The organism is Arthrobacter sp. GAS37, assembly GCF_044908325.1.
Taxonomy (GTDB): Bacteria; Actinomycetota; Actinomycetes; order Actinomycetales; family Micrococcaceae; genus Arthrobacter; species Arthrobacter ramosus.
In genome coordinates this window covers 1-24,285 of sequence record NZ_JBIYDB010000017.1, presented here as the reverse complement: position 1 = coordinate 24,285, position 24,285 = coordinate 1, and the positions used below count along the sequence as shown (strand labels likewise).

The window sequence follows — 24,285 nt, the reverse complement described above, 5'->3', positions numbered from 1 at the left end:
GGTGTCCATCGAATACCGCGAATGGCGTGAGGGCGACGACCTTGCGCTCCTGGAAATGTGGGGTGGGCCCGAGACCCTGCCGGCCCAGCAATTCCGCGCCGCCCTGGCGCCGTCGAGCAACAGCGGTCAAGGCCAGCCTTGGCGCAGGTGCGTCGTGGCGGAAGACGTCGTTGACGGCATCGGGATCCCGGTGGCGGCAGGTGTGGTCCACGAGGCCTCACTGCACCCGGAACGGCTCTGGGCCTACATCGAGGTTGCCAAGGACCACCGCCGGAGCGGGATAGGGGCGACGCTCCTGACCATGCTGCGGCGCGAAGCCGAGCAGTCGCCGTCGGGGGTCACCAGGCTGCGCAGCAAAGTGGAGCCCGGCACGGCCGGTGCCGCGTTCGCCGAGTGGGCGGGACTTGCACCCATCCAGCGTTCGCAGCTTGTGGTGGTGGATCCCGAGCCGCTCAGGCTGCCGGTGTTTGGAGACGGCTCCGAAGCAGCGGCTTCCGAGCAGGTGGAAGACCTCGCCACGGGATCCGTGGAACTGAGCGACGTCGTCGGTCGGTACTACACAGCAGTGCACCACTGGGACAACCCCGGCGAGCTCGGCGTCCCCACTGTGCAGCGGCTGTTCCTCGACGAGCTGACGGGGGCACACGGGGCGGTCGTGCTGCGAGCGCCTAGGGCGAGTGCCTTTGGCTCGGGCGTTCCGGCCACCCGGAAGGGCAAGCTGCAGGCCTTCGCCATCAGCTATGCCCAAGGCAGCTCGGACGAGCCATCGGAAGTGTTCCTTGGCCACGATCCGCTTTTACAGGATGACGAGGCGCGCGCCGCAATCCGTGACCTGCTGGCGCTCATTGCCTACCAGCACCCCGTGGTCCTCGAAGTGGACGATTCCATGACGGCCGTGCGCGCCGTCGTCGATCCGTTGCTGGAGCTGGGCAAGGCGAAGCTCCGCGGTGCGGACACCTTGGTGGTCAGCGAATAACCGTTCCTCTCCGCCCAACTGACTCGCATTAGTTGTCGTTTTGAGCCCTCATAACGGCAACTAATGCGAGCCACTTGGGTGAACTCTTGACGAGGCCGTGGCATGGGTGTAGGCATGACGACGTAAGCCCCGGCCGCTGGTCTGGTGGGGTAGCGGCGGGTGGAACTAATCCGGTCTCATGAAGAGAATCGGCGGTAACACCCATGAATGGAACAGCCCTCGACGGACTGCGCGAACAGCTCCGTGGGCAACTCGTCACTCCAAGTGATCCTGACTATGATTCCGCCCGTGCTGTCTATAACGGGATGATCGACAAACGCCCTGCCGGGGTCGTGCGTGTGGCCCAGGTAGCGGACGTCATTGCCAGCGTGAACTTTGCCCAGGACAATTCCCTGCCCTTGGCCATCCGCGGCGGCGGCCACAGCGCTCCCGGCTTCGGGACCTGGGACGATGCCCTTGTCATCGATTTCGTCAACCGCACCGGAGTCCGTGTTGACCCCGAGGCCGGTACAGCCCGTGCCGAGGCGGGAACAACCTGGGCAGATTTCAACCACGCGACCCATGCCTTCGGGTTGGCCACAACCGGCGGGATCGTAGGGTCCACCGGCATCGCAGGCCTGACCCTCGGTGGCGGCATCGGCTATCTCGCCCGCAAACACGGCCTGTCCTGTGACAACTTGATCTCCGCTGACGTGGTGACTGCGGACGGCAAGTTCCTGACTGCCAGCGAAACCCGGAACGAGGATCTCTTCTGGGCCTTGCGGGGAGGCGGAGGCAATTTCGGCGTGGTGACGTCGCTGGAATACAAGCTGCACCCGGTGGACATGGTCCACGCTGCGATCATCATCTACGGCATGGAGCATGCTGAGACCGTTGCGAAGTTCTACCGCGACTACATGGTCACCGCCCCTGAGGAATTCGGGGCGTTCGTGGGCTTCCACCAAGGGCCGCCCGTACCGTTCCTGCCGGAGGAGTGGCACGGCAAACCAGTCTGCGTGGTCATTGGCATGTGGACCGGTGATCCTGCCGAAGGAGCCGCCCGCTGGCAGCCGTTCCTGGATGTTGCCCCCGTGGCGGGTTCGCTTGTTGGGCCCATGCCGTACCCGGCACTCAACTCGGCATTTGATCCGCTGCTTCCGAAAGGGATGCAGGCCTACTGGAAAGCGAATTTCCTCTCCGAGCTCAACGACGGCGCCATTGCTGCCCATCTTGAGTACGGAAGCAAAGTGCCCAGCGTGCAGACGTCTGTCCATGTCTACCCGATCGACGGTGCGGTGCAGCGCGTGGGTCAGACGGACACCGCCTTCGTCAACCGCGGCGTCAAGTTCTCTCCGGTGATCGCCTGCATGTGGAACGACCCCGCAGACAACGAGGCGAACATCGACTGGGTCCGCAGTTACGCCGCGGCATTGCGCCCCCACTCCTCGCCGGGTGGCTATATCGGCTTCATGGACGGTGATGATCAGGGCAGGATCAGTGAGAACTACGGGGTCAACTACGAGCGGCTGCAGGCCATCAAGGGCAAGTACGATCCAGGAAACCTCTTCCACGTGAACCAAAACATCAAACCCGCCTGAACCCGAGTGCGAACCACGCCCAACTGGCTCGCAGTTGTTGTCGTTTTGAGCCCTCATAACGACAACAACTGCCAGTCAGTTGGGCGGGACGCAGCGCTGCCCCACGTAGGCTTGTGGGCATGAGGTTTTGCAGCTAATGGGTCACGGCCATTCACACGGACACACAGAGCATTTCGAGCCAAGCCCGCAGGCGCTCGCGGCACGCAAGCGGGCCAACTGGCTCCTCGTGGCCGTGTTGGCTCCGATTGCAGTGCTGACGATCGTTGCCATGCTTGTCATGTGGCCGTCAGGGAGCAAGGAAGGCATAACCTTCGCAAGCCCCTACACAGCCGCTCCCGGGGTGACGTTCGATACCGGCAAGATCCAAGCCGTCACCCAGGAAAGCTGCACGCAAGGGACCCAGGCTCCGGGTACGAACGGTACGAATCAAAGCAGCGGCACACAGCCGCAGGGGTCCCAATGCACCTTCGCGTCCACGCAGCCGGATAACGGCGGCAGCCCCGTGAAAGTGGTCATCAACCCGGATGTCGCGAAGTCCCACGGCGTCAAAGTGGGGGACAGCATCCGCTACCTGAACCTCTCCGGGGTGCAGGGCGCAGCGGCAGGCAACGGCTCGCCGTCGTACGTTTTCCTGGATTTCGTGCGGACCGTCCCCATGGCGCTTCTGGCGATCCTGTATGCCGTGGTGGTCATTGCGGTCGCGCGTTGGCGCGGCTTCAGGGCGCTCCTTGGACTGGCCGGAGCCTACGTGGTGATGGTCAGCTTCATGCTTCCGGGATTGGTGGAAGGCAAGCCGCCGCTGCTGGTGGCTTTGGTCGGCTCCACGGCGATCATGATGGGGGTGCTCTATTTCGCCCACGGATTCTCGGCCAAGACCTCCACAGCGTTGCTGGGCACGATCTTCGGCCTCGGCATTACGGCGCTCCTGGCGGCCTGGGCCACGGATGCGGCTAATCTGACCGGGATCGGAAGCAGCGAGGGCGCCACGCTGGTGAACATGTCGGACAAGATCTCCCTCTCCGGGATCATCCTCTGCGGGCTGATCATCTCCGGGCTCGGAGTCCTCAACGATGTGACGATCACCCAGTCCGCGGCCGTGTGGGAGCTCTACGAGCTGGCGCCGGAGACCGGCGCGCGCAAGCTGTTCACCTCGGCCATGAGGATCGGCCGGGACCACATCGCTTCCACGGTCTACACCATCGCCTTCGCCTACGCCGGTGCCGCGCTGCCCATCCTGATCATTGTCATGCTGTACGACCGCCCGCTGGTCGATGCCCTCACCAGTGCCGAATTGTCCGAGGAAGTCATCCGCACCCTGGTGGGCTCCATCGGCCTGGTGCTGGCCATCCCCGTGACCACCCTGATCGCCGTGCTGGTGGTCAAAGCGACCGGTCCGAGGCGGCTGGCGGCCGCGGTCGCCGCGGATTCTGCACCACCAGACGACGGCGACGTCCGGGAGCTTGAAACCGCCGGGTCTGTCGACGCCTTCGAATCGTTCGACACCGGCGAGCTTGCCGCCGTCGTCATGACCAGGCGGGCACGCAGGGAAGCCGAGCGCCGCTAGCATCTCGATGACATTTGTCATCCCTCATTGGTGACACACGCCCGGGCACCGGACGTGGATCTCGGCTTTGATGGGTAGTGGAGCAAACCAAAGCCAAGGAGAGTCATGACAACAGCGAGTGTGCCGGCCGTCCACGCCGCCGGACTGCACAAGAGCTTCGGGAAGGTCCACGCCGTCCGCGGCCTGGACCTCACCGTGCAGCCGGGGGAGGTGGTGGCGTTCCTCGGTCCCAACGGGGCGGGCAAGACCACCACCATCGACATGATCCTCGGATTGAGCGCACCGGACCAGGGAAGCGTTTCCATCTTCGGCCACACTCCGCGGGGAGCCATCGCCCGCGGCCAGGTGGCAGCGGTCATGCAGACCGGCGGCTTGCTGCGGGACATCACCGTGCGCGAGACCGTGCAGCTCAACGCTGCCATGTTCGACTCCTCCCGGCCTGTGGACGAAGTCCTGGCGCGGGCGGGCATCCTGGAGATCGCCGATCGCAAGGTGGAAAAGTGCTCAGGCGGCCAGCAGCAACGGCTGCGCTTCGCCATGGCACTGGTCTCCGATCCCGGGTTGCTCATCCTGGACGAGCCCACCACCGGCATGGATGTCGCGGGACGGCGCGACTTCTGGACCGCCATCAGGACCGACGCCCAGCGCGGACGGACCGTCATCTTCGCCACCCATTACCTCGAAGAAGCCGACGCCTACGCGGACAGGATTGTCCTGGTCCGGCAAGGCAGCATCGTTGCGGACGGCACTGCCGCCCAGATCAAGAACCTGGCCTCCGGCCGCACCGTCAAGGCTTCGCTTCCGGCAACAGAGCGCGGGCTGCTCGCCGGGATGCCGCCCGTCGAAAGCATGGAGTACGACGGCGGCCGCCTCACCGTCCGCACGGGCGACTCGGACGCCGTCGTGCGGTACTTGCTCAACAACACGGGTGCCCACGACGTCGAAGTGGCGGCCAACAACCTTGAGGAGGCGTTCGTCGCCCTCACCGGAGACGACGCCGCTCCTGAATCCACGAGCATCACTCTTGAAGGAGACCTCGTATGAGCACGGCAACAGTCGTCCAGGAACGGAAACCGTCCACCGGCGGGGTCAACCGCACCTTCCTCTGGATCGAGATCAAGCGCATGCTCCGGAACCGCCGGACCATCATGTTCACGGTGTTCATGCCGGCCATCTTCTTCTTCATTTTCGGCTTGTCCAACAAGGACAAGCTCCTGCCCAACGGGCACAGCTACGGCCAATACATCCTCATCAGCCTCACGGTCTACGCCGCGATGACCGCCGCTACGGGAGCCGGAAGCCAAGTGGCGGTGGAACGTGCCCAAGGCTGGAGCCGCCAGCTTCGCCTCACGCCTCTCCTGCCCGGGGCATACATCGCGGTGAAAGCCATGGCTGCGCTGACGCTGTCCCTCATTGCCGTCGTGGCCCAGTTCGTCATCGGTGCCCTGGCAGGTGTCACCATGGATGCCCAGACCTGGTTGACAGCGGGGTTGGTGGCCTGGCTGGGCTCCCTGGTCTTCGCGGCCCTCGGCTTGTTCGTCGGATACCTCATGCCGAGCCAGAACGTCATGCAGATCCTCGGCCCGGCCCTGGCCATCCTTGCCATGCTCGGTGGACTGTTCATGCCCATCGAGATCATGGGGGAGACCTTCGGGAACATCGCCAAGTTCACGCCCGCGTATGGGATCGGGCAATGGGCCCGGAGCCCCATCACCGGTGAGTTCGACTGGGCGTGGATCCTCAACGTGCTGATCTGGCTCGTGATCTTCGTGGCCGGGGCGGCCATGGCATTCCGCCGCGACACGAAACGTGTCTGAACCGGCCGCTAGGGTAAGCACCATGACCAGCAACGAACGCGGAACCTCCTTCAGGGATGTGTTCACCGGAAACGTGTTCAGCGGCACCATGTTCCGCGGTCCGATGTTCCGCGGTCCTGGGCCACGAGGCTGGTTCATCGGTGCGGGACTGTCCATCCTGCTCTGGGCCTGGCCGACGTGGAACATCGTGTGGTCCGTGGACGAGCCCTTGGCCTGGAAAGTGGCGGCGTCGGCGTCACTGATCGTGTTCTTCGCCGCCTACGTCTTCCTGCCCCAGATCAGTTGGCGCCTGGGCGTCCGGGCAGGCATCGTGTCCGTCTGCATCCTGCTGGCGCTGAACGGGCTGATGATCCTCATCATCGGAAGGGAAGCCTTGTGGACCTGGACGTTCCTCGCTTGCGCCATCGCCATGACGTCCCTTCCGCCGCGCACCGATTTCTTCCTGATCGTCACTTTGTCCCTCGCCTCCTTCTCCACCCAGCTGGTGACGGGCAACGGGGAGCAGGCCTTGCTCCAGGCCGGGATCATCTTGTCCCTCGGCCTCATGATGTCCGCCTTCGCGCGGCTGATCCGGCAGACCGCACGGCTCCGCGAAGCACAGACTGAACTGGCCGACGCAGCCGTCGCCGCAGAGCGCAGCCGCGTGGCCCGGGACATGCATGACATCCTGGGGCACTCCCTGACGGTGATCGCCGTGAAAGCCGAGTTGGCCGGCCGGATGCTGGACACCGTCCCCGGCGACTACCCTGCCCGGGACCGGGCAGCCGCCGAGATCTCTGCGGTACAGGACTTGGCCCGCGGTGCGCTCGCCGACGTCCGGGCCACGGTGGCCGGTTACCGGGGCGTCAACGTCCTTGCGGAGCTCGCAGTTGCCCGGACGGCCTTGGAATCGGCCGGGATCGACGCCGAATTGCCGGGAACCGTGGAGCAGGTTCCGGCGCGGCTCCGGGAGCTCTTCGGCTGGGTGCTGCGCGAAGGCATCACCAACGTGGTGCGCCACTCCGGTGCCGCGCGCTGCCGCGTCCGGTTGACGGCGTCGAGCGTTCTGGTGGAGGACGACGGCGTCGGCCCGGCCACAGGGGGCCGCTCCGGGAACGGACTGGCCGGGATCCGCGAACGCGTGGGTGCCGCCGGGGGAACGGTCAGCATTGGCCCGAGTGACCTGGGAGGGTTCAGATTGGCGGTTGAGGTATGAGCATCCGATTGGTGATCGCAGACGACCAGGCGCTCGTGCGCGGGGCACTCGCGGCTCTGCTGGGACTGGAGCCGGACATCGAGGTGGTCGCCGAACTGGGCGACGGGACAGGGGTGGCGGCCGCCGTCGTCGAGCACTCCGCCGATGTGGCAATGCTCGACGTCGAGATGCCCGGCCTGGACGGGATCAGCGCGGCAGCGGCCGTGCGGCGGGCCGCGCCGTCGTGCCGGGTCCTGATGGTGACCACCTTCGGACGGCCGGGCTACCTCAAGCGCGCCATGCAGGCCGGTGCCTCCGGATTCGTCGTCAAGGACACGCCGGCGCGGCAATTGGCGGAAGCGGTGCGCCGCGTCCACCAGGGGCTCAGGGTGGTGGACCCCGTGCTCGCCGCGGAATCTTTGACCGCTGGAGACAGTCCGTTGACCGAACGCGAGGGGGAGGTGCTCAAGGCAGCGTCCGACGGCGGAACGGTGGCCGATATCGCGAAGTCCGCGATGCTTTCCGAAGGGACCGTGCGGAACTACCTGTCCGCCGCGATGGCCAAGACCGGCGGCCGGACCCGTGCCGAGGCTGTGCGGATCGCCGAAGACAACGGCTGGCTGCTCTGAGCCCCGCCTCGTCTTTGAGGGGTCCAGTCGATTTGCCCCGCTTTGAGACAATGGACGGGTGACTGTAGTAGCAACGCCCCCTTCGCCCAAGCTCGAACTGCCCCCGCTGCAGCTCGGCCGGATCACCGTAGACACCCCCGTGATCCTTGCGCCGATGGCCGGCATCACCAACTCGGCCTTCCGTCGGCTGTGCCGTGAATACGGCGGCGGTCTGTACGTCGCGGAAATGGTGACCTCCCGTGCCCTGGTTGAGCGCACTCCGGAATCGTTGCGCATCATCTCCCACGACGACGACGAAAAGGTCCGTTCCGTGCAGTTGTACGGCGTGGACCCTGTCACCGTGGGCCAGGCCGTACGCATGCTCGTCGAGGAAGACCGGGCGGACCACATCGACCTCAACTTCGGCTGTCCCGTGCCCAAGGTCACCCGGCGCGGCGGCGGATCCGCCCTTCCTTGGAAGATCGACCTCTTCACCTCCATCGTCCAGACCGCCGTCAAGGAAGCCTCCAAGGGCGATATCCCGCTGACCATCAAGATGCGCAAGGGCATTGACGAGGACCACCTCACGTACCTCGACGCCGGCCGCATCGCCCGGGATTCCGGCGTTGCCGCCGTCGCGCTCCACGGCCGCACGGCCGCGCAGTTCTACTCCGGCCAGGCCGACTGGTCCGCCATCGCACGGCTGCGCGAGGCCCTCCCGGACATCCCGGTCCTGGGCAACGGCGATATCTGGTCCGCCGAAGACGCAGTCCGCATGGTGCGCGAAACCGGGATCGACGGCGTCGTGGTGGGCCGTGGCTGCCAAGGCCGCCCGTGGCTTTTCGGTGACCTCCAGGCAGCGTTTGAAGGAAGCGACGAGCGCCACCGTCCGGGCTTGCGCGAGGTAGCCGACGGCGTCTACCGGCACGCCGAGCTCATGATCGAAACCTTCGGGAACGACGAGTACAAGGCGCTGCGCGAGATCCGCAAGCATATGGCCTGGTACTTCAAGGGCTACGTCGTGGGCGGGGAACTGCGCGCCAAACTGGCCACCGTGCCAACGCTCGAGGTCCTGCGCGAACTGCTGGACCAACTCGACATGGACCTGCCGTACCCGGGCGTCGACTCGGAGGGCCCGCGAGGACGCGCAGGTTCCCCCAAGAGGCCGGCCTTGCCCAAGGACTGGCTGCTCAGCAGGCAGATGGACGCCGATCAGACGCGCGATATCGCCGCAGCGGAACTCGACGTCTCAGGCGGCTAAAGCCCGGCCCGGGTCGCCGCGTGCACGCGCACGGCCAGAGTCGTGGAAAACTGGCTGCATAGGCACTGGCTGAAGAGACGCCGGTGCACGGCAAGCGGAGGAGGCAGATACCCATGGGAACTGAAGCGATGTCTGCAGCACGCCCGGCCGAAAACGCAACGGGCATTCCAGGCTATGTGGAGGCCGACTCGGCACGCTGGGTCCAGGAACCCCGGAAGAACACCTACCGCTCGGACTTCGAGAGGGACCGGGCAAGGGTGCTGCATTCGTCGGCCCTCCGACGGCTCGGCGCCAAGACCCAAGTAGTCGCGCCGGACACCGATGACTTCGTCCGCACCCGCCTGACCCACAGCCTTGAAGTGGCCCAGGTGGGCCGCGAGTTGGGCCGCGCGCTCGGTTGCGATCCGGATGTTGTGGACACGGCGTGCCTGAGCCACGATCTTGGCCACCCGCCTTTCGGCCACAACGGGGAATCCGCGCTCAACGAGGTAGCCCACGGAATCGGTGGCTTCGAAGGCAACGCCCAGACCTTGCGCCTGCTGACCCGCCTTGAACCCAAGGTCCTTGCCGCCGACGGCCGGCCCGCGGGCCTGAACCTGACCCGCGCGAGCCTCGACGCCGCGTCCAAATACCCGTGGTCCGCCGTCGACGCCCCGGTCATCCACGGACAGCGGAGCAGCAAATTCGGTGCCTATGAAGACGATCTGCCCGTGTTTTCCTGGCTTCGTGACGGCGCGCCGGGCAACCGCTCCTGCATAGAGGCCCAGGTGATGGACCTGGCCGACGATATCTCGTACTCGGTCCACGACGTTGAGGACGCCATCGTTGCAGGCCACTTCCAGCTGAAATGGCTGGACAATCCTGATCACCGGGCCCGCGTGGTGGGGTACACCAAGCAGTGGTACCTGCCCCACAACGATCCCGCCGAAATCGATGCCGCCCTGGCCCGCCTCGAAGCCACGAGTGTGTGGGTCCGCGAGGCCGACGGCAGCCGCAAATCGATGGCTGCGCTGAAGGACATGACCAGCCAGCTGATTGGCCGGTTCTGCCAAAGTGCCTTGGAGACCACGCGCGCCCGCTTCGGTCCGGACCACCTCACCCGTTACGGCGCTGAACTCATGGTCCCGGAGGACACCACCACGGAGATCGCCGCCATGAAGGGCCTAGCCACGACGTTCGTGATCTCCACCGACCATCGGCAGCCCGTGTATGAGCGCCAGCGCGAAGTCCTGCACGCTTTGGTGGGCGTACTCAACGCGAGCGGAGACCGGCACCTGGAACCGATGTTCGCTGCAGACTGGCGGGACGCCCCCGACGACGGAGCCCGGCTTCGCGTCGTCATCGATCAGGTGGCGTCCCTGACGGACGCTTCGGCGCTGGCGATGTACGAACGCCTGGTGGGTAGCCTGCCGTCGCTCTGGTAGGCCCCGTCGAGTTGTCGGCCCGCTCAGGGGCTGCCCGCCTGAGCGACTAGGATGGTGACGTGGCTGGCCTGATCAAACGTGAAGATATCGACGAAGTACGCCAGCGCACCGATATCAAGGAAGTGGTGGACGGCTACGTCACCCTCAAGGGCGCCGGCCTGGGCACCTTCAAAGGCCTCTGCCCCTTCCACGACGAGCGCTCGCCGTCGTTCACCGTCCGTCCCCAAGTAGGCCGGTACCATTGCTTCGGCTGCGGTGAAGACGGCGATGCTATCTCCTTCGTCCAGAAGATGGACCACACCTCCTTCCACGAAGCCGTGGAAAAGCTTGCAGCCCGGATCGGCTACGAGCTGCGCTATGAAGACGGCGGCACCGGTCCCAACCGCGAAGAGGTCGGTAAACGCCAACGGCTGCTCGATGCCCACAAGATAGCCGACGAGTTCTTCCGTGCCCAGCTGCTCACGGCAGGTGCCGCCGAGGGCCGAAACTTCCTCCATGGCCGCGGTTTCGACCGGAACGCAGCCGAACAGTTCGGCGTCGGCTACGCGCCGCAGGGTTGGGACTCACTCCTGAAACACCTGCGCGGACGCGGGTTCACGGACGCCGAGTTGAAGCTGACGGGGATGTTTTCGGAAGGCAACAGGGGCATTTACGACCGCTTCCGCGGCAGGCTCATCTGGCCCATCCGGGACATCGCCGGCGACACCATCGGCTTCGGAGCCCGAAAGCTCTACGAGGACGACCAAGGCCCGAAATACCTGAACACTCCGGAGACCGTGCTCTACAAGAAGTCCCAGGTCCTCTACGGCATCGACCTCGCCAAACGGAACATCGCCAAGGACCGGCAACTGGTGGTGGTGGAGGGGTACACGGACGTCATGGCCTGCCACCTTGCCGGAGTCGGTACTGCTGTGGCCACGTGCGGTACGGCTTTCGGTACGGACCACATCAAGATCGCCCGCCGCTTGCTGTCCGACGACGGCACCGGGGGAGAGGTCATCTTCACCTTCGATGGCGACGCCGCCGGGCAGAAGGCGGCATTGCGCGCCTTTGAGGAGGACCAGCGTTTCGTCGCGCAGACTTACGTGGCCGTGGAACCGAGCGGAGCAGACCCCTGCGATTTGCGCCAGCTCAAGGGGGATGCGGCCGTCCGGGACTTGATCGGCACCCGCCGGCCCCTCTTCGAATTCGCCATCCGGGCCTCCCTCAAACGCCACAACCTGGACACCGTGGAAGGCCGGGTCGCCGCCCTGCGGGAGTCGGCCCCTGTGGTGGCACAGATCCGCGATTCCGGCATCCGTCCGGCATATGTCCGCGAGCTGGCAGGCTGGCTCGGCATGCCCATTGAGGAGGTCAGCCGGGCAGTGGGGTTGGCTGCCAAGCGCGCTGCTTCCGGCGCGCCGGGCACTGCGGGAACTGCAGGTGCGGCGAGCACCGCAGGAGCCCCGGGGGCCGGGCAGGGCACAACCCCGGGCCAGGCCGGCCAGCCGGCGGCAGCACCGCCGTCGGACGCTCCCATCGCCTTCATGCGCCCGGATCCCCGGGATCCCATTGCCGCCATGGAGCGGCAGGCCCTCGAGGTGGTCATCCAGAACCCCGCTGTCCTAGGAGGCGAATCCGCGCTTAGCGGTGGAGCATGGGAACGGTTTGAGGCCTGCCACTTCGTCACTCCGGCCTACTCTGCGGTACACACGGCTGTTCGGGCAGCCGGGCTGGCCCACGCGGGAGACCCTGTGGCCTGGGTGGAAGGGATCCGCCAGGAAGTTCCGGAACCACTTCAGGGTTTGGTCTCCGAGCTTGCTGTGGTTCCGCTGCCCGCCAGCACTCCCGAAGCGCTTCAGCGGTATTGCCGCGACATTTTGGCCCGCCTGTTCGAACTACAGATCACCAGGGTCAAGGCGGACAAGATGGGCCAATTGCAGCGCCTGGACGCCTCGGCCCAGCCGGAGGAGTTCCAGCGGCTCAACCGGGAACTCATGCAGCTGGAAATGCAGCGCCGCGCTCTCCGCATGGATAGCTGAGGGCCTTCAACGGCACCGATTTCGTTTCCCGGCAGCCCTTTGTTAGGCTTGTACACGCTTCATTCCTCCGTAGCTCAATTGGCAGAGCATTCGACTGTTAATCGAAGGGTTACTGGTTCAAGTCCAGTCGGAGGAGCTTTACTCAAAAATCCCCGCCCTCAGTATGAGGGCGGGGATTTTTGGTTCATCGCTTTGTTCGTTCAGCGTGCGCGGTTGCCGGGAGGAACGACGGCAGGCGGGTGAGGCTCCCGGAGACGGAGTCGCAAGTGAACATCACGGTGCGATCCGGGCGGACAACCGCAGCAGCGACTCGATGACGGACCAGCCACTGGTGGAGCTCAGATCCGGGGTCGGGGACGACAGGTGCCGCGCCCTTGTGAAGGATGCGTTCGCACTCCTCGGGCGTGATCGCGAGAGCTAACAGCGCGAATCCGTCTCCAGCGACGTCGTCGAATCGGTTGGCGTCCGGGCTAACCGACGTCGGGGCGTTGGGGCAGAGACGTCCGACGGCGGAGGTGTGGGCGACTGCGGATAGTCGAGTGCGAGAGCCAGGGGGTAGCGCCGTCCAGGACCGGGCTGCGAGTCCTGCCACGAGGTGCAGGCCCGGTCCGAGGAACCTCCGCAGCGCGGTACCGACGCGACCACCCGCGGTCATGGTGAGGCCGACCAGTTTTGCGAGGGTGATGGTTCTTCGCGCGTGCCGCTTGCGCTCGGTCTGGTAACTGGCCAGCGCGGTCGCGGGCAGGTCACCGGCAAGAACGCCGGCGAGCTTCCAAGCCAGGTTCATCGCATCTCGGAGTCCTGCCCCCATGCCTTGACCTATGAAGGGAGGACTTAGGTGAGCGGCGTCGCCGAGGAGGAAGACGCGACGGTCGCGCCACTTGTTGGCGATCTGGGCGTGGAAGGTGTAGTCGGCCACGCGGAGCACGTGCAGATCGTCCGCCGGGACGTCGCCCGTCCACGGCCGGATCAGCGGATGGAGAGTATCCATCGTCGCGAAGTCGGCGACAGTCTCGCCGGGCAGCAGTCGGAACTCCCAGCGGTAGCGGACCTCTCCGACGCGCATGTAGGTACCGGCGCGGTAGGAGTCGCACAGCTGGTGGACACCTTCCCACTGATTCAGTGGCGCCGCGGTGTCGATGTCGATAACCAGCCATCGCTGTTCGAAGCCCAGATCCTCCATCTCCGCGCCGATAGCTTCCCTCACGACGCTGTTGGCGCCGTCGCAGCCGAGGACGTGGCTGGCACGAATCGACTCGCGCGTTCCCGTGACACGATCCGTGAAGTCCACCCGGACTGCCGCGTTGCCTTGGGTCACACTGAGCACCTCGACATTGCCGCGCAGGGTCACCGAAGGCATAATCCGGAGGTTGTCGCGCATGAGCTGCTCAAGGTCCGGCTGGTCGAACATGTTCGCTTGGGGGTAGCCGTGGGCGCCGCTATCGGTCGATCGCTGGAACTCCGCGATCACCTGGTGGCCGGGTGTGAGCAAACGCAGCCCGCGTGCAGGGCGGCTGAGCCCGGCGAATTGCGTCGCCACGCCTATGCGGTTGAGGATGCGGTAGACCTCGTCGTCAAGATGTACCGCTCGTGGTAGCGGATAGACGCCTTCCCAACGGTCTAGGACGAGGCACTCGACGCCGTACATGCCGAGTAGGGTGGCGACAGCCAACCCGGAAGGACCAGCGCCGATCACGACCACAGGCACCGCGCCATAGTTGTGGGCGCTCATCCTCTTGCCGCCGCACCGAGAACAAGATAGCTGACGAGTAGCGCCATCATGACCACCGCGAGGACGGTGATCATCGATCCGCCTTTGGTGCCGGCCAGTGCGTGACCCGCCAGCGGACGCCGTACTCGTCCAGAGCGCGCGTGACCTTCGTATGCGATGCCTCGTCAGCACTCACTGTGACGACTATCGCGCCGTCCTCGATATCGGCTTCCACGGCGTGCACAGCGGCCATCTCCCGCAAGGCCTCGCTCAGCGCTACCCTTGTGGCGTCCGCCCGGAGCGCGAGTTTGTACGGTTTTCCGACCGCAGTGACCGGAAGCTGGTCGACGATGGTGACGGACTTCGGCGTGGACGCCCGTTCCCCGACCCGGTCCTCCGCCCATCGAATCAGGTTCTCGGTCCTGGTTGTCGCACCCGCGGCCAAGGTGACGTAGGCGACCGGTACCTCCCCTGCATGCCGGTCAGGTCTGCCGACCGCCGCTGCGCCGGTCACCTCCGGGTGGGTGAGGAGAACGTCCTCGATAATTGCGGGGTCGATGTTGTGGCCGCCTCGGATGATCAGGTCCTTGGCGCGACCGGTGAGCTGGACGAAGCCGTCCGCATCGACCTGTCCGAGATCGCCGGTGTCGAGCCAGCCGTCCCGCAGTTTGCCGAGGCCGTCGAGCAAGGGGCCGTCGGGGCCATTGCCGGTGACGTAGCCGGGGAAGACCGTGGGGCCCTTGATCACCAGCAGGCCTCTTGTGCCTGGTCCGAGATCATGCCAGTGTCCGGCGTCGTCGACGTGCACTGCCTTGATCTCTTGGTAGGGAAGTCGAAAGCCGAGCGAGCCCTTGGCGGCGTCTGGGAAGCTCCGTACGCTTACGCACGTCGCTTCCGTCAGACCGTACCCTTCGATGAGGGCGACGCCGGTGGCTGCCTCGAAGCCGGCACGCACGGCCGCGGGCAGGGGACTGGCTCCCACCATGGCGTGGCGAAGGCTGCTGATGTCGGCATTCACGGGAGCCGCGGCAAGCGTGGCATAGACGGTAGGAACGGCGCTCATCGCGGTAAGCCGGTGGTGCTCGACGATCTCCCAGAAGACCTCGTAGAGAGCAGGCTCGCGATAGCCCAGCGGTCCGGACCACACGACCGATTGGCCCTTGAAAAGGGGAGCGAGGACGGTCACCACGAGAGCGTTGACGTGGAACAGCGGCAGGGCGGCGAAGTACACGGCGTCCTCGTCGTCGAGCTCGTTGGCTGCGAGCATCCAAGCGTCGGCGATCTCGTTGGCCTGGGTGTGTGCCGCCAGCTTCGGGGTGCCGGTGGTGCCGCCGGTGTGGAAGATTGCCGCCAGATCGCCTGGTCCGGGCCGATCGCCGTGGAACTGCTCGGGCGATGCGTCCGCCGCCAGCCGCATCAGGTAGTCCACGGTTGCGTATCCCACGTTCCCGCCCAGGCCGGTCCCGCCCAGGCCGGTTGGTGCCTGCCCGGTTGGTGACAAAAGGAGCACACGGTCCACCAGGCCCTTCTTCGCAAGACTGAACGCGGCCTCGGTCACCACCGGATCAAGATCGGGCCCAGCGGCCACCAGCACGCGCGCACCCGAGCGCTGGAGCAACTCCGCAACGTGATCCTCGGACAAGCCGGGATTGATCGGGACAGCGATCCCAGCAGCCTGGGAGGCCAGGGTCGCGGCGATGAGCTCTTGGCAGTTGGGCGAGAGTAAGGCAACGGTGTCCTGGCGGCCAACCCCGATTTCTGCCAGCAGGTTCGCTATCCGGTTTACGTCGCGGAGAAGCTCGGAGAACGTCAGCTTGACCGGTTCCTGCCAGCGCCCAGCGTCCCGAAGTATCGCCGCCGCCGTGCGATCCGGCCACAGCTGGGCGGCCCTAGACAGCAGCTCGTACGTCGACGCCGGAAGACCGCGTTCGGAGAGGGGGGTCTTCTCGATCTCGACGACGTCGTCCGGGCTTGAGTACCGCGGCCAAAGGGGCGTGCCGTTCACCGGGCCTCCCTCACCATCGTGCCTTGGCGCCCCAGGTCGACCTTCCCGTCGTCGGTGCTGATGGCGATCTCTATGACGTCACCGCTCTTGAGGTACTTGGGATTGTGGCCCTGGGCCTTGAAGAACAGGCGCCACTTGGCGGCCGGAGGTAGCAGATTGGCGATCAGCTCTACTGGTTTGGGTGGTGCGGTCAGTGCGGTGCCGACAGGCGTGCCCGTCAGGACCAGGTCACCCGGGGAGAGGTGTTGGAAGCGGGTGAGTGCCCGCAACGCCTCGACTGGGAGGTAGATCATGTCGGCCACCGTCATGTCCTGGCGGATCTCGCCGTTTACCCAAAGCCGCAACCGCAGCTCACCAAAGCGCTTCCAGTCCTCATCGTCGAAGAGCACGAGCGTTGGTCCGGTGGGGGTGAAGCTCGGGTAGGACTTGGACTCGTAGAACTGGGTCTTCGGGAGTTGCAGGTCGCGGGCCGAGACGTCGTTGGTGATCACGAGCCCTGCGACGTAGTGGGCGATCGTCTCATCGTTGATCTCAGCGCCGACCGGGGTCTCACGGCCCATCACGAGGCCAATCTCGGCCTCGTAGTCGAGGAAACGCACGTGCCCGGGCCGGACGACGTCGTCATAAGGCCCGCTGATCGAGCCCGAGGACTTGCGGAAGAATGTCAATGGAATCTTTCTAGGATCCATGCCGGCGTCCCTCGCGTGCGAGGCAAAGTTCGTCATCTGGGCCACCACACGGCACGGCACTGTGATCGGCGAGACGAGGTCGAGGTTTTCCACCGGCACGGTCTCGCTGCCGCCGATCGCGGCTTGGATGGCCGCACGATCGGCGAGCAGCTCGCCCGTGGTGGTTGCCGGGGTGGCGATACGGGCGGCACCGGAGGGCGTGTGGACCCACCAGTCGTCTGCGGTTCGCAGGATGGAGATGGTCATGAGGTGGCTACCTTCATCAGGCCGCGCAGGCGCATGAAATCGAACTCGTTGTCGTCGCGGAGCGCCGAGACCATCGAGGCCAGCTCACGCAGCGACTCCCGGCCAGGGGTCATACCGAGGAAGTCTTTGGTGGCCGGAGGGCCCCACTGGGCGAGACCGGAGGCGGTCATTTGTGCCCAACCGGCCTCGAGGGTGCAGTCAAACATGTCCCCGTCGGTGAAGTGCTCGACCAGGAAGCCGTTGGGGTCACGCCAGTAGTCGAAGATTTGACTGCCTTGGATGTGACGGCCGATTCCCCACGAGCGGTGGTACCCAAGGTCGCGCAAAAGCTCACCGCCCGCGGCCAGGGCATCGATGTCGGCCACCTGGTATGCCGAGTGCACGTAGCGATTCGTCGGGCCCAGCGTCATCGCGATCGTGTGATGGTCGGTCGGTGTCGAACCCCGGTCGCAGCGGATGAAGCTCATTGTCGGCCCCCGCTCGCGCTGCCCCGGGTAGTAGAGGAAGTCACTGACAATCAGGCCAAGGTGGTGCAGGTACCAGTCGAGCGTTTCACGGTACTTTGTGCTCTGCAGCACGACGTGACCGAGGCGCTGGACGGTCGCTGGCTGACGCAGCGGCCGTTGGGTCTGGTTGGCCCGCACCACCTCGTGGCCGGCGTTGAAGGTGAGGGGCGTCTGGGCCGGCAGGGAAGGGAGTTTGTGCGTGTCTGCGACGACGCGAATGGAAGCGCCGCTCGGATCCACGAGATCGACGCCCATGCCGCCGATCGTCTCCGGTAGCTTCTTCGAGGTCGCGCCTGTCGCCTCAGCCAGGCGAAGGACGTCCGAGGCCTCGGCCGCAGTGAACGCGGCACCCAGGTATTGCGATCTCGGTCCGCGCCGTACGATCACGCACGGCGCTCCGGCGTCGGTGCCCCGGAGGTGCAGCTCGTCACGGGTGCGCAGGCTCGTGGCGAATCCGAAGGCTTGCGCGAAGGTCTCTGCAGCGGCCAGGTCTGGCTTCTGGAACTCGAGCCAGGCGATGTCGTGCACCTTGATGATCGGGTTCGCCGCCCGTCCGGGGTGCTCGCCTCGCAGCGCCCCCTGCTCACTGTGGAGGTCGCTGTGGGTGCCGTGGTGGTCGTGGTGGTCGTTCATGGATTGCCTCTCTTTCTGACTAAATCATCGATTATGACGATATCGTCAGTCAAGGGCAATTGAAGATTTCTTCATTTCTGACGGCGCGCTGCTAGGCTTTCTGTGACCGAATGACTTCAAGGAGGCAACGATGACCCCAGCCCCGGCCTCGTCCCCTGAACCCAGCCGGTCGCATCGACGGAAGGCGCAGACTCGTGCCGCGTTGATCCGCGCAGCACAGTCCTTCCTTGCTCAAGGACAGACCAACATCCCGGTGCTGGAGATCACCCAGGCTGCGGACGTCGGGCTCGGCTCCTTTTACAACCACTTTGAGTCGAAAGACCAGCTGTTCGAGGAAGCGGTCGAGCACGTCTTGGACCTCCTCGGCGCGGTCCTCGACGAACTCACCTCCGACGTCGACGACCCCGCCGTCGCGTTTGCGACCAGTTTCCGGTTGACCGGTCGTTTCCACCGCCGTGAACCTCAGCTCAGCAAGGTGATCCTGCACAGCGCACTCGACCTCCTCGGCGCGCAGACAGGGCTGGCACCGCGTGTGCGGCGCGACATCCAGGCCGGCATCGAGTCCGGTCGGTTCACCATGACAGACGTCGACGTCGCAGTGGTGTGCGCCGTCGGCGCGGCAACCTTCCTCGGACAGCTCTTGCATGCCGAACCGGACCGCGACGACGCCGAGACGACGGATCGGGCGGCCGAGGCACTCCTACGAATGCTGGGTGTGTCTGCCAACGAAGCTCGTGCAATATGTCGCAGCCCACTCCCCGAGCTCCATACGGCAGAGCTGCGCGGTGCCGTCGACGAGGCGACAATCGACGGAGACGCGGCCCGCTGAATTGCGTGACCTGGGCCCGCTTGTTGGCTAGTCGATCAGGTCGAACGATCAGGCAAGTAGCACCGGTGTTGTGGGTTGTGCGGTACGCGTCGTGTGGCTTATCAACCTCCTGACGCGTACAGTCACGAATACACACCACATCGTTGGTGGCGTTCGTTCATGGCGGGGGCTGCAGAACGGATTCCTTATTGCTCTCGCGCAAGAATCCAGTGCCTATCGGCAGGCCGGATGCGGGAAGCCGCGGGTTGTTCAACCCGCCCTCGGATCCACGCCAATCAATTCGATCATTGGCCTGTCACGGTTTTGCGGTCTCAAACAATACTTCATGCCAATCTGTGGCACTAGTTCTTGGTGTGCCCACCAACATCTGGAGAAATCCCATGCGCAAAATCCTCAAGGCGGCAGGCATCCTTGCCGCCGCCGGAATCCTGCTCAGCGCCGCACTTTCCCCCGCGTCGGCAGATACAGTGGTCTCCACCGTCTCGGGCGGTGCCCTGACATCGACCACCGCGGGTGCTACCCTGGCCGGCGTAACACTGACCGGGGCCACCCAGACAGCCACGGGTACCTCCACGCTGTGGACCATCACCGACGCCCGTGGCACGGGTGCGGCCTGGACTCTTTCGGTCACTGCGACCGCCCCACCAGCGCAGCCGGAACCATCGAAACGACCGCGCGCGTCATTCCCGTCGGCGACCTGAGCATCACCCCGGGCACTGTCACAGCGGGCATCGGCGCTGATGCGGCTACAGGAATAACCGCACCTGCCTTGACTTTCACCGGGTCGGCCCAGGCCCTGGTATCGGCGGCGAGTCCGAGCAGGGGAATCTATACCCTAACCCCCACCTTTAGTCTCAGCGTCCCGGCCAACGCCTACCGATCCAATTATTCCGCCGCGGTCGGATCCACCGCGCTGAACCCGTACACTTCGACCCTCACCTACACCATCGCCTGACAGGCAGTGTGCTCTGTGACCAGCCCACCCGTGCGCGCCCGGCCTCACGGACCTCTGCGTGCCGCCCTCATGACGGCGGTGCTTGCCTTGGCATTGCTCGCTTCCGCCGGACAGGCAGCGGCGGTAGACAGCGGGACCCTCGGAATCCGGCCTGCGAATGAATCGGACTTCTTCCACCTCTCCCTCTACCCCGGAGCAGCCGCGGATGGCACCGCAATCGTGAGCAACCACACCCAGACACCGGTAACGCTGCTCAACTATCCGGTAGACGGCCAAAGCACACCGCAGGGGACCTTCGCGCTGGCCGCCCAGTCCGACGCCCGCTCCGGCGTCGGAGCCTGGGCGCAATTGAACGCTGATCACATCACAGTGCCGGCGAACTCGGACCTTACAGTCCCCTTCCGGATCAGCGTGCCGGCTGGCACCCCGCCGGGCGACTACGCCGGTGGGCTGATCATCCAAAGCCCCCCGGTCCAGGGCCAAACGACCAAAGTCAACGGAGATACGGCCGTCCGTTTGGACGTCATCCAGCGCCAGGGCGTGCGCATCTATCTCAACGTCGCCGGCACCGCCGTCAAGTCCCTTCAGCACGGCGATATGAGTTGGCAGCAGAGCGGGGACGCGCTCACATTCACCTTGCCCCTGAAGAACACGGGCAACACCATCCTGCACCCGTCCGCCAAGCTCGATATCAGCGGCTGGGTCGGAGCGAACACCCAACTCACATTCGACACCCCCGAAAGCATGCTCCCCGGAGCAAATCTCGATCTGCACGCCAAGCTAATTCAGGCACCCCTCATCCAGGCCGGCAACGCGGAAGCAACCATCACCTCCGAGGCCGGCACCGGGCATGCGGAGACCACCATCAACTACGCCCCATGGCTACTCATCATCACCGGACTGCTCGTCGTCCTAGCGGCCCTCTATGGTTCCTGGCGGATGGTCCGCTTTGTTCGTAGAGCCCGCCGCGCCATCGCCCAGGTCTCGGCAAATGAACGAGAAGCCCCGCAGTCGGCTGTACGTTGACGCTCACAACCTTCTGGAACTTCCAGGGGACTCCGGATGTTGGCAGCGATGGGGGCAATGCGTGTAATGAAGCAAGATGATCTGGTGATGCAGTCGCTGCTGCTGGAGGAAATCGAGCAGTCGGTTATCGGACTCGATGACATCTGGCGGGTGATCTATTGGAACCAAGCCTCCGAGCGGCTTTACGGGTTCCGGTCCACGGAGGTCCTCGGTCGGAAAGTCACCGAGCTTGGGATCATCGCCAGCCTGGACGTACCGGGACAGGCAGCGACCATGCAGGAGATCACGGACGGGATCGCCGCGGGCCAAGGCTGGGCAGGTGAGTTCTGGATGCAGCACCGAACGGGACGCGGGTTCACGGTGTATGCCACGGTCAGTCCTGTCCGAGGCATAGGTGCCATGACGGTCGCGGCGGTGGCCGTGTCCACGGAAATAACGCGGGACATCGCTGAGCTGAAACGTCTGCAGGTGGCCGCAGCCGAACTTGAACGCCTTATCGCCGCCCAAGAAATGGTTCACATGGGCAGCGTTGAACACGACATCGTTTCGGACCGGTGGTCGCACTCAGATGAATATGCCCGGATCTACGGACTGGCCCCGGGCGAACTGGTCTCACGGAAACAGTCCCTGGCGCTGGTCCATCCTGAGGACCTGGAGGTGATCGAGGCCGCGCGGCGGGCGCTTGACTCAGGCACGAAGCGTGTTGAGTACGAGTTTCGCATCATGAGGGCCGACGGTGAGCTTCGGTGGATGCAGTCCCAAGCCAGAATGACCCATGACGCCACTAGCGGGGCGCCGTTGCGTTTCCTAGCCACGGTCATGGACATCACTGACCGTAAAGACGCCGAACAGGTTCTTGAATGGCAGGCCCGCCACGACGCGTTGACTGGCCTGCCGAACAGATATCTGCTCATCGATGTGCTCAAGGGCTTCCTGGGGCGGGCATCCCGGCGGGTAGTGGTGATGTTCGTGGATGTCGACCGGTTCAAGCTCGTCAATGATGGCATCGGGCACACGGCCGGGGACGCTCTCTTGATCCTCCTCGGCGAACGGCTCCGGACTGCCGTCCGACCGGGCGATACCGTGGGCCGATTCGGCGGCGACGAATTCGTCATCGTTTGCGAGAACCTGGGTACCCGCGACGCCGCAGCGGCTGCGGAACGCATCAGGATGGCGACCCGGCAGCCGTTTAATATTGACGGACGAAGGATCTTCCTGAACGTCAGTGTCGGGATCGCCGTCTCGGGCCCGGGAGACACTGCGGAATCGTTGCTGCACGGCGCGGACACGGCCATGTATGAAGCTAAGGCCGCCGGTGGAGACGGCTCAGTGGTCTATGACTCTCGCACAACCGGGCAGGCAGCCGGGCGCCTGGACCTGCAATCCGACCTGCGCGTGGCCTTGGAACGGGATGAACTTTTCCTGGAATACCAACCCATCATTGAACTGGATGCGGAACAAACGGTCGGGTTTGAGGCCCTCTTGCGCTGGCGTCATCGTGAACACGGACTGATCATGCCGGACACGTTCATCCCCATCGCCGAGGAGACAGGCCTCATTGTTCCAATCGGAACCTGGGTGCTCAACGAGGCATTGGCCCAGGTCCAGCGGTGGCGCTCCAATGTTCCGGGAGCCGGGAGCCGGGAACCTCTGGGCCGCAGTGAACATTTCCGCCCGCCAGCTCGTGACCCCCGACTTCCCGGACATCGTGCACACAGCGGCTCTGGCGGCGGGCATCGATCCAGCGGCGGTGAACCTGGAGATCACCGAAACCGTGTTGATGGAGCAACCTGAGCTTCCATCGGAGACCCTCCACAGGCTGCACGACCTCGGTGTCGGGCTTTCCATCGACGACTTCGGCACCGGCTATTCCTCATTGAGCTACATTCAATGGATGTCCGCCCGCACCCTGAAGATCGACCGGTCCTTTATTGAGGTACTCGACACGGACCCGCAGAGGGCCTCCATCATCGAACTCATCTTAGGCATGGCACGCACCCTCGACCTGATTGTGATCGCGGAAGGAGTCGAAACTCCCAATCAACTCGCCGAACTTCGACGCCTCGGCGTCCACCATGCCCAGGGCTACCTCTGGAGTAAGGCAATGCCGGCTGACCAAGTCACGGCCTGGCTGACGTGAAGGGTCCGACACTCAGCGGGGCGGACCGGGCTTGAACGTGTAATCCAGCCCGGACCAGCAGGGCGCCGAGCGGTTACCCGAAATCCCCGACCTCAGTAGAGGGCAGGGATTTTGGCGTCTGGTGCATTTACCCGTTGGTGAGGGTGACGTCGTCGAGGTACATCCAGGTGTCGTCGGCGGGGGTGGAGCCGTCGAGGTGGACGTTGAACCAGAGGGTGATGGTCTGGCCTTTGTAGGCGGTGAGGTCGGCGGTGAGCTGGGTCCAGGTGCCGTTGTTGTTGCAGAGTTTGAAGAGGCTTCCCAGGGTGGTGCCGGTGGTGGTGCGGACTTGTGCTTCCATCCAGTCGTACGGGCAGGCATTTCCGGTGCAGGGGTCTTCCTGGCTGTGGGGCTGGTACCAGAAGGACAGGGTGGTGGTTCCGGTGGCGGGGACGGTGATGGTCTGGGACAGGCTGCTGTCGCCGAGGGGTTCGGCTCCTGAGGCCAGGCCCAGGAGCGCGGAGCCGGTTCCGGTGTGGGCGATGGTGGAGGCCACGGGTGCCTTGACGCCGCCGGTGATCCAGGAGCTGAGCCCGGATTCGAAGCCGCCGTTGGTGATGGTCGAGGTGGTTGTTCCCGTGGGGGTGACCGGCGCCGATGCCGTGGAGGCCGGTGAGGTGCCTATGGCGTTGGTGGCGGTGACGGTGAAGGTGTACGCGGTGCCGTTGCTCAACCCGGTGATGTTCGCCGTCGTCGCGGGCGGGTTCCCGGTGACCGTGACCGGGGCCAGGGTCGTGGCGCCGGCGTGCGGGGTGATGGCGTAGGAGGTGATCGCGGAGCCGCCGTTGGCCGGGGCCGTCCAGGACACGGCGGCGGAGGCGTTCCCGGCCGTCGCGGTGACCCCGGTGGGGGCGGCGGGTGCCGTCGCGGCTGCGGTGGGGGTGACCGGTGCCGAGGCCGCGGAGGCCGGTGAGGTGCCGATGGCGTTGGTGGCGGTGACGGTAAACGTGTAGGCGGTGCCGTTGCTGAGTCCGGTGATGTTCGCGGTCGTGGCGGGCGGGTTCCCGGTGACGGTGACCGGGGCCAGGGTCGTGGCGCCGGCGTGCGGGGTGATGGCGTAGGAGGTGATCGCGGAGCCGCCGTT

At 65.2% G+C, this 24,285-nt stretch carries 20 protein-coding genes and 1 tRNA gene; 16 read left to right on the top strand and 5 right to left on the bottom strand.

The features are described 5' to 3' along the window. Position 1 precedes the first annotated feature (1 nt). From ABH924_RS14515 to ABH924_RS14465, 11 genes are all read left to right on the top strand, one after another. Positions 2–976, top strand: coding sequence for a GNAT family N-acetyltransferase (locus tag ABH924_RS14515; RefSeq protein ID WP_404499822.1), 975 nt, complete (start codon positions 2–4; stop codon positions 974–976). A gap of 203 nt (positions 977–1,179) precedes the next feature. Then, the gene (locus ABH924_RS14510) at positions 1,180–2,553 is read left to right on the top strand and encodes an FAD-binding oxidoreductase (RefSeq protein WP_404499820.1); all 1,374 of its coding nucleotides are present in this window, start codon (positions 1,180–1,182) and stop codon (positions 2,551–2,553) included. A 136-nt stretch (positions 2,554–2,689) separates the two neighbouring features. After that, on the top strand, positions 2,690–4,117 hold the full coding sequence (locus ABH924_RS14505) for a YibE/F family protein (RefSeq protein WP_404499818.1): 1,428 nt from the start codon (positions 2,690–2,692) through the stop codon (positions 4,115–4,117). Positions 4,118–4,222: 105 nt separating this feature from the next. Then, positions 4,223–5,161, top strand: coding sequence for an ABC transporter ATP-binding protein (locus ABH924_RS14500; protein WP_404499816.1), 939 nt, complete (start codon positions 4,223–4,225; stop codon positions 5,159–5,161). Then, on the top strand, positions 5,158–5,934 hold the full coding sequence (locus tag ABH924_RS14495) for an ABC transporter permease (RefSeq protein WP_404499814.1): 777 nt from the start codon (positions 5,158–5,160) through the stop codon (positions 5,932–5,934). The genes ABH924_RS14500 and ABH924_RS14495 overlap by 4 nt, the downstream gene beginning before the upstream one ends. Positions 5,935–5,956: 22 nt before the next feature. After that, positions 5,957–7,129: a sensor histidine kinase gene (locus ABH924_RS14490; RefSeq protein WP_404499812.1), complete on the top strand. Its 1,173-nt coding sequence runs from the start codon at positions 5,957–5,959 to the stop codon at positions 7,127–7,129. Further along, complete coding sequence (locus tag ABH924_RS14485; protein ID WP_234750748.1) at positions 7,126–7,737, top strand: response regulator; 612 nt, start codon at positions 7,126–7,128, stop codon at positions 7,735–7,737. Before ABH924_RS14490 ends, ABH924_RS14485 begins: the two co-directional genes overlap by 4 nt. A 58-nt stretch (positions 7,738–7,795) precedes the next feature. Continuing rightward, positions 7,796–8,977 carry a tRNA dihydrouridine synthase DusB gene (dusB, locus tag ABH924_RS14480; protein ID WP_234750747.1) on the top strand — a complete coding sequence of 394 codons (1,182 nt, stop codon included), beginning with the start codon at positions 7,796–7,798 and terminating at the stop codon, positions 8,975–8,977. A gap of 113 nt (positions 8,978–9,090) precedes the next feature. After that, positions 9,091–10,401: a deoxyguanosinetriphosphate triphosphohydrolase gene (locus tag ABH924_RS14475; RefSeq protein ID WP_404499809.1), complete on the top strand. Its 1,311-nt coding sequence runs from the start codon at positions 9,091–9,093 to the stop codon at positions 10,399–10,401. A gap of 59 nt (positions 10,402–10,460) precedes the next feature. Continuing rightward, positions 10,461–12,422 carry a DNA primase gene (gene dnaG / locus ABH924_RS14470; RefSeq protein ID WP_404499807.1) on the top strand — a complete coding sequence of 654 codons (1,962 nt, stop codon included), beginning with the start codon at positions 10,461–10,463 and terminating at the stop codon, positions 12,420–12,422. A gap of 63 nt (positions 12,423–12,485) precedes the next feature. Next, a tRNA-Asn gene (locus ABH924_RS14465) sits at positions 12,486–12,558 on the top strand. Positions 12,559–12,606: 48 nt separating this feature from the next. Here ABH924_RS14465 and ABH924_RS14460 read toward each other — a convergent pair. The 4 genes from ABH924_RS14460 to ABH924_RS14445 form a co-directional block, all read right to left on the bottom strand. Beyond that, positions 12,607–14,154, bottom strand: a complete 1,548-nt coding sequence (locus ABH924_RS14460; protein ID WP_404499805.1) for a bifunctional 3-(3-hydroxy-phenyl)propionate/3-hydroxycinnamic acid hydroxylase — start codon at positions 14,152–14,154, stop codon at positions 12,607–12,609. Between the two features lie 70 nt (positions 14,155–14,224). Further along, a complete protein-coding gene (locus ABH924_RS14455; protein ID WP_404499803.1) occupies positions 14,225–16,138 on the bottom strand; it encodes an acyl-CoA synthetase in 1,914 nt (637 codons plus the stop codon). Next, positions 16,135–17,073, bottom strand: a complete 939-nt coding sequence (locus ABH924_RS14450; RefSeq protein ID WP_404499801.1) for a fumarylacetoacetate hydrolase family protein — start codon at positions 17,071–17,073, stop codon at positions 16,135–16,137. The genes ABH924_RS14455 and ABH924_RS14450 overlap by 4 nt, the downstream gene beginning before the upstream one ends. After that, positions 17,070–18,212, bottom strand: a complete 1,143-nt coding sequence (locus ABH924_RS14445; protein ID WP_404499799.1) for a VOC family protein — start codon at positions 18,210–18,212, stop codon at positions 17,070–17,072. The genes ABH924_RS14450 and ABH924_RS14445 overlap by 4 nt, the downstream gene beginning before the upstream one ends. A gap of 130 nt (positions 18,213–18,342) precedes the next feature. Here ABH924_RS14445 and ABH924_RS14440 point away from each other — a divergent pair, with 130 nt between their 5' ends. From ABH924_RS14440 to ABH924_RS14420, 5 genes are all read left to right on the top strand, one after another. Further along, entirely contained in the window at positions 18,343–19,041 is a 699-nt protein-coding gene (locus ABH924_RS14440; protein ID WP_404499797.1) for a TetR/AcrR family transcriptional regulator, read from the top strand. Positions 19,042–19,421: 380 nt separating this feature from the next. Continuing rightward, positions 19,422–19,742, top strand: coding sequence for a hypothetical protein (locus tag ABH924_RS14435; protein ID WP_404499795.1), 321 nt, complete (start codon positions 19,422–19,424; stop codon positions 19,740–19,742). Between the two features lie 269 nt (positions 19,743–20,011). Next, complete coding sequence (locus tag ABH924_RS14430) at positions 20,012–21,022, top strand: WxL protein peptidoglycan domain-containing protein (RefSeq protein ID WP_404499793.1); 1,011 nt, start codon at positions 20,012–20,014, stop codon at positions 21,020–21,022. Positions 21,023–21,088: 66 nt separating this feature from the next. Continuing rightward, entirely contained in the window at positions 21,089–22,816 is a 1,728-nt protein-coding gene (locus ABH924_RS14425; protein WP_404499791.1) for a putative bifunctional diguanylate cyclase/phosphodiesterase, read from the top strand. Further along, entirely contained in the window at positions 22,707–23,162 is a 456-nt protein-coding gene (locus ABH924_RS14420) for an EAL domain-containing protein (RefSeq protein WP_404499789.1), read from the top strand. Before ABH924_RS14425 ends, ABH924_RS14420 begins: the two co-directional genes overlap by 110 nt. A gap of 127 nt (positions 23,163–23,289) precedes the next feature. Here the strand turns inward: ABH924_RS14420 and ABH924_RS14415 are convergent. Next, positions 23,290–24,285: fibronectin type III domain-containing protein (locus tag ABH924_RS14415; protein ID WP_404499787.1), on the bottom strand; the 996-nt coding region annotated here is incomplete at its 5' end.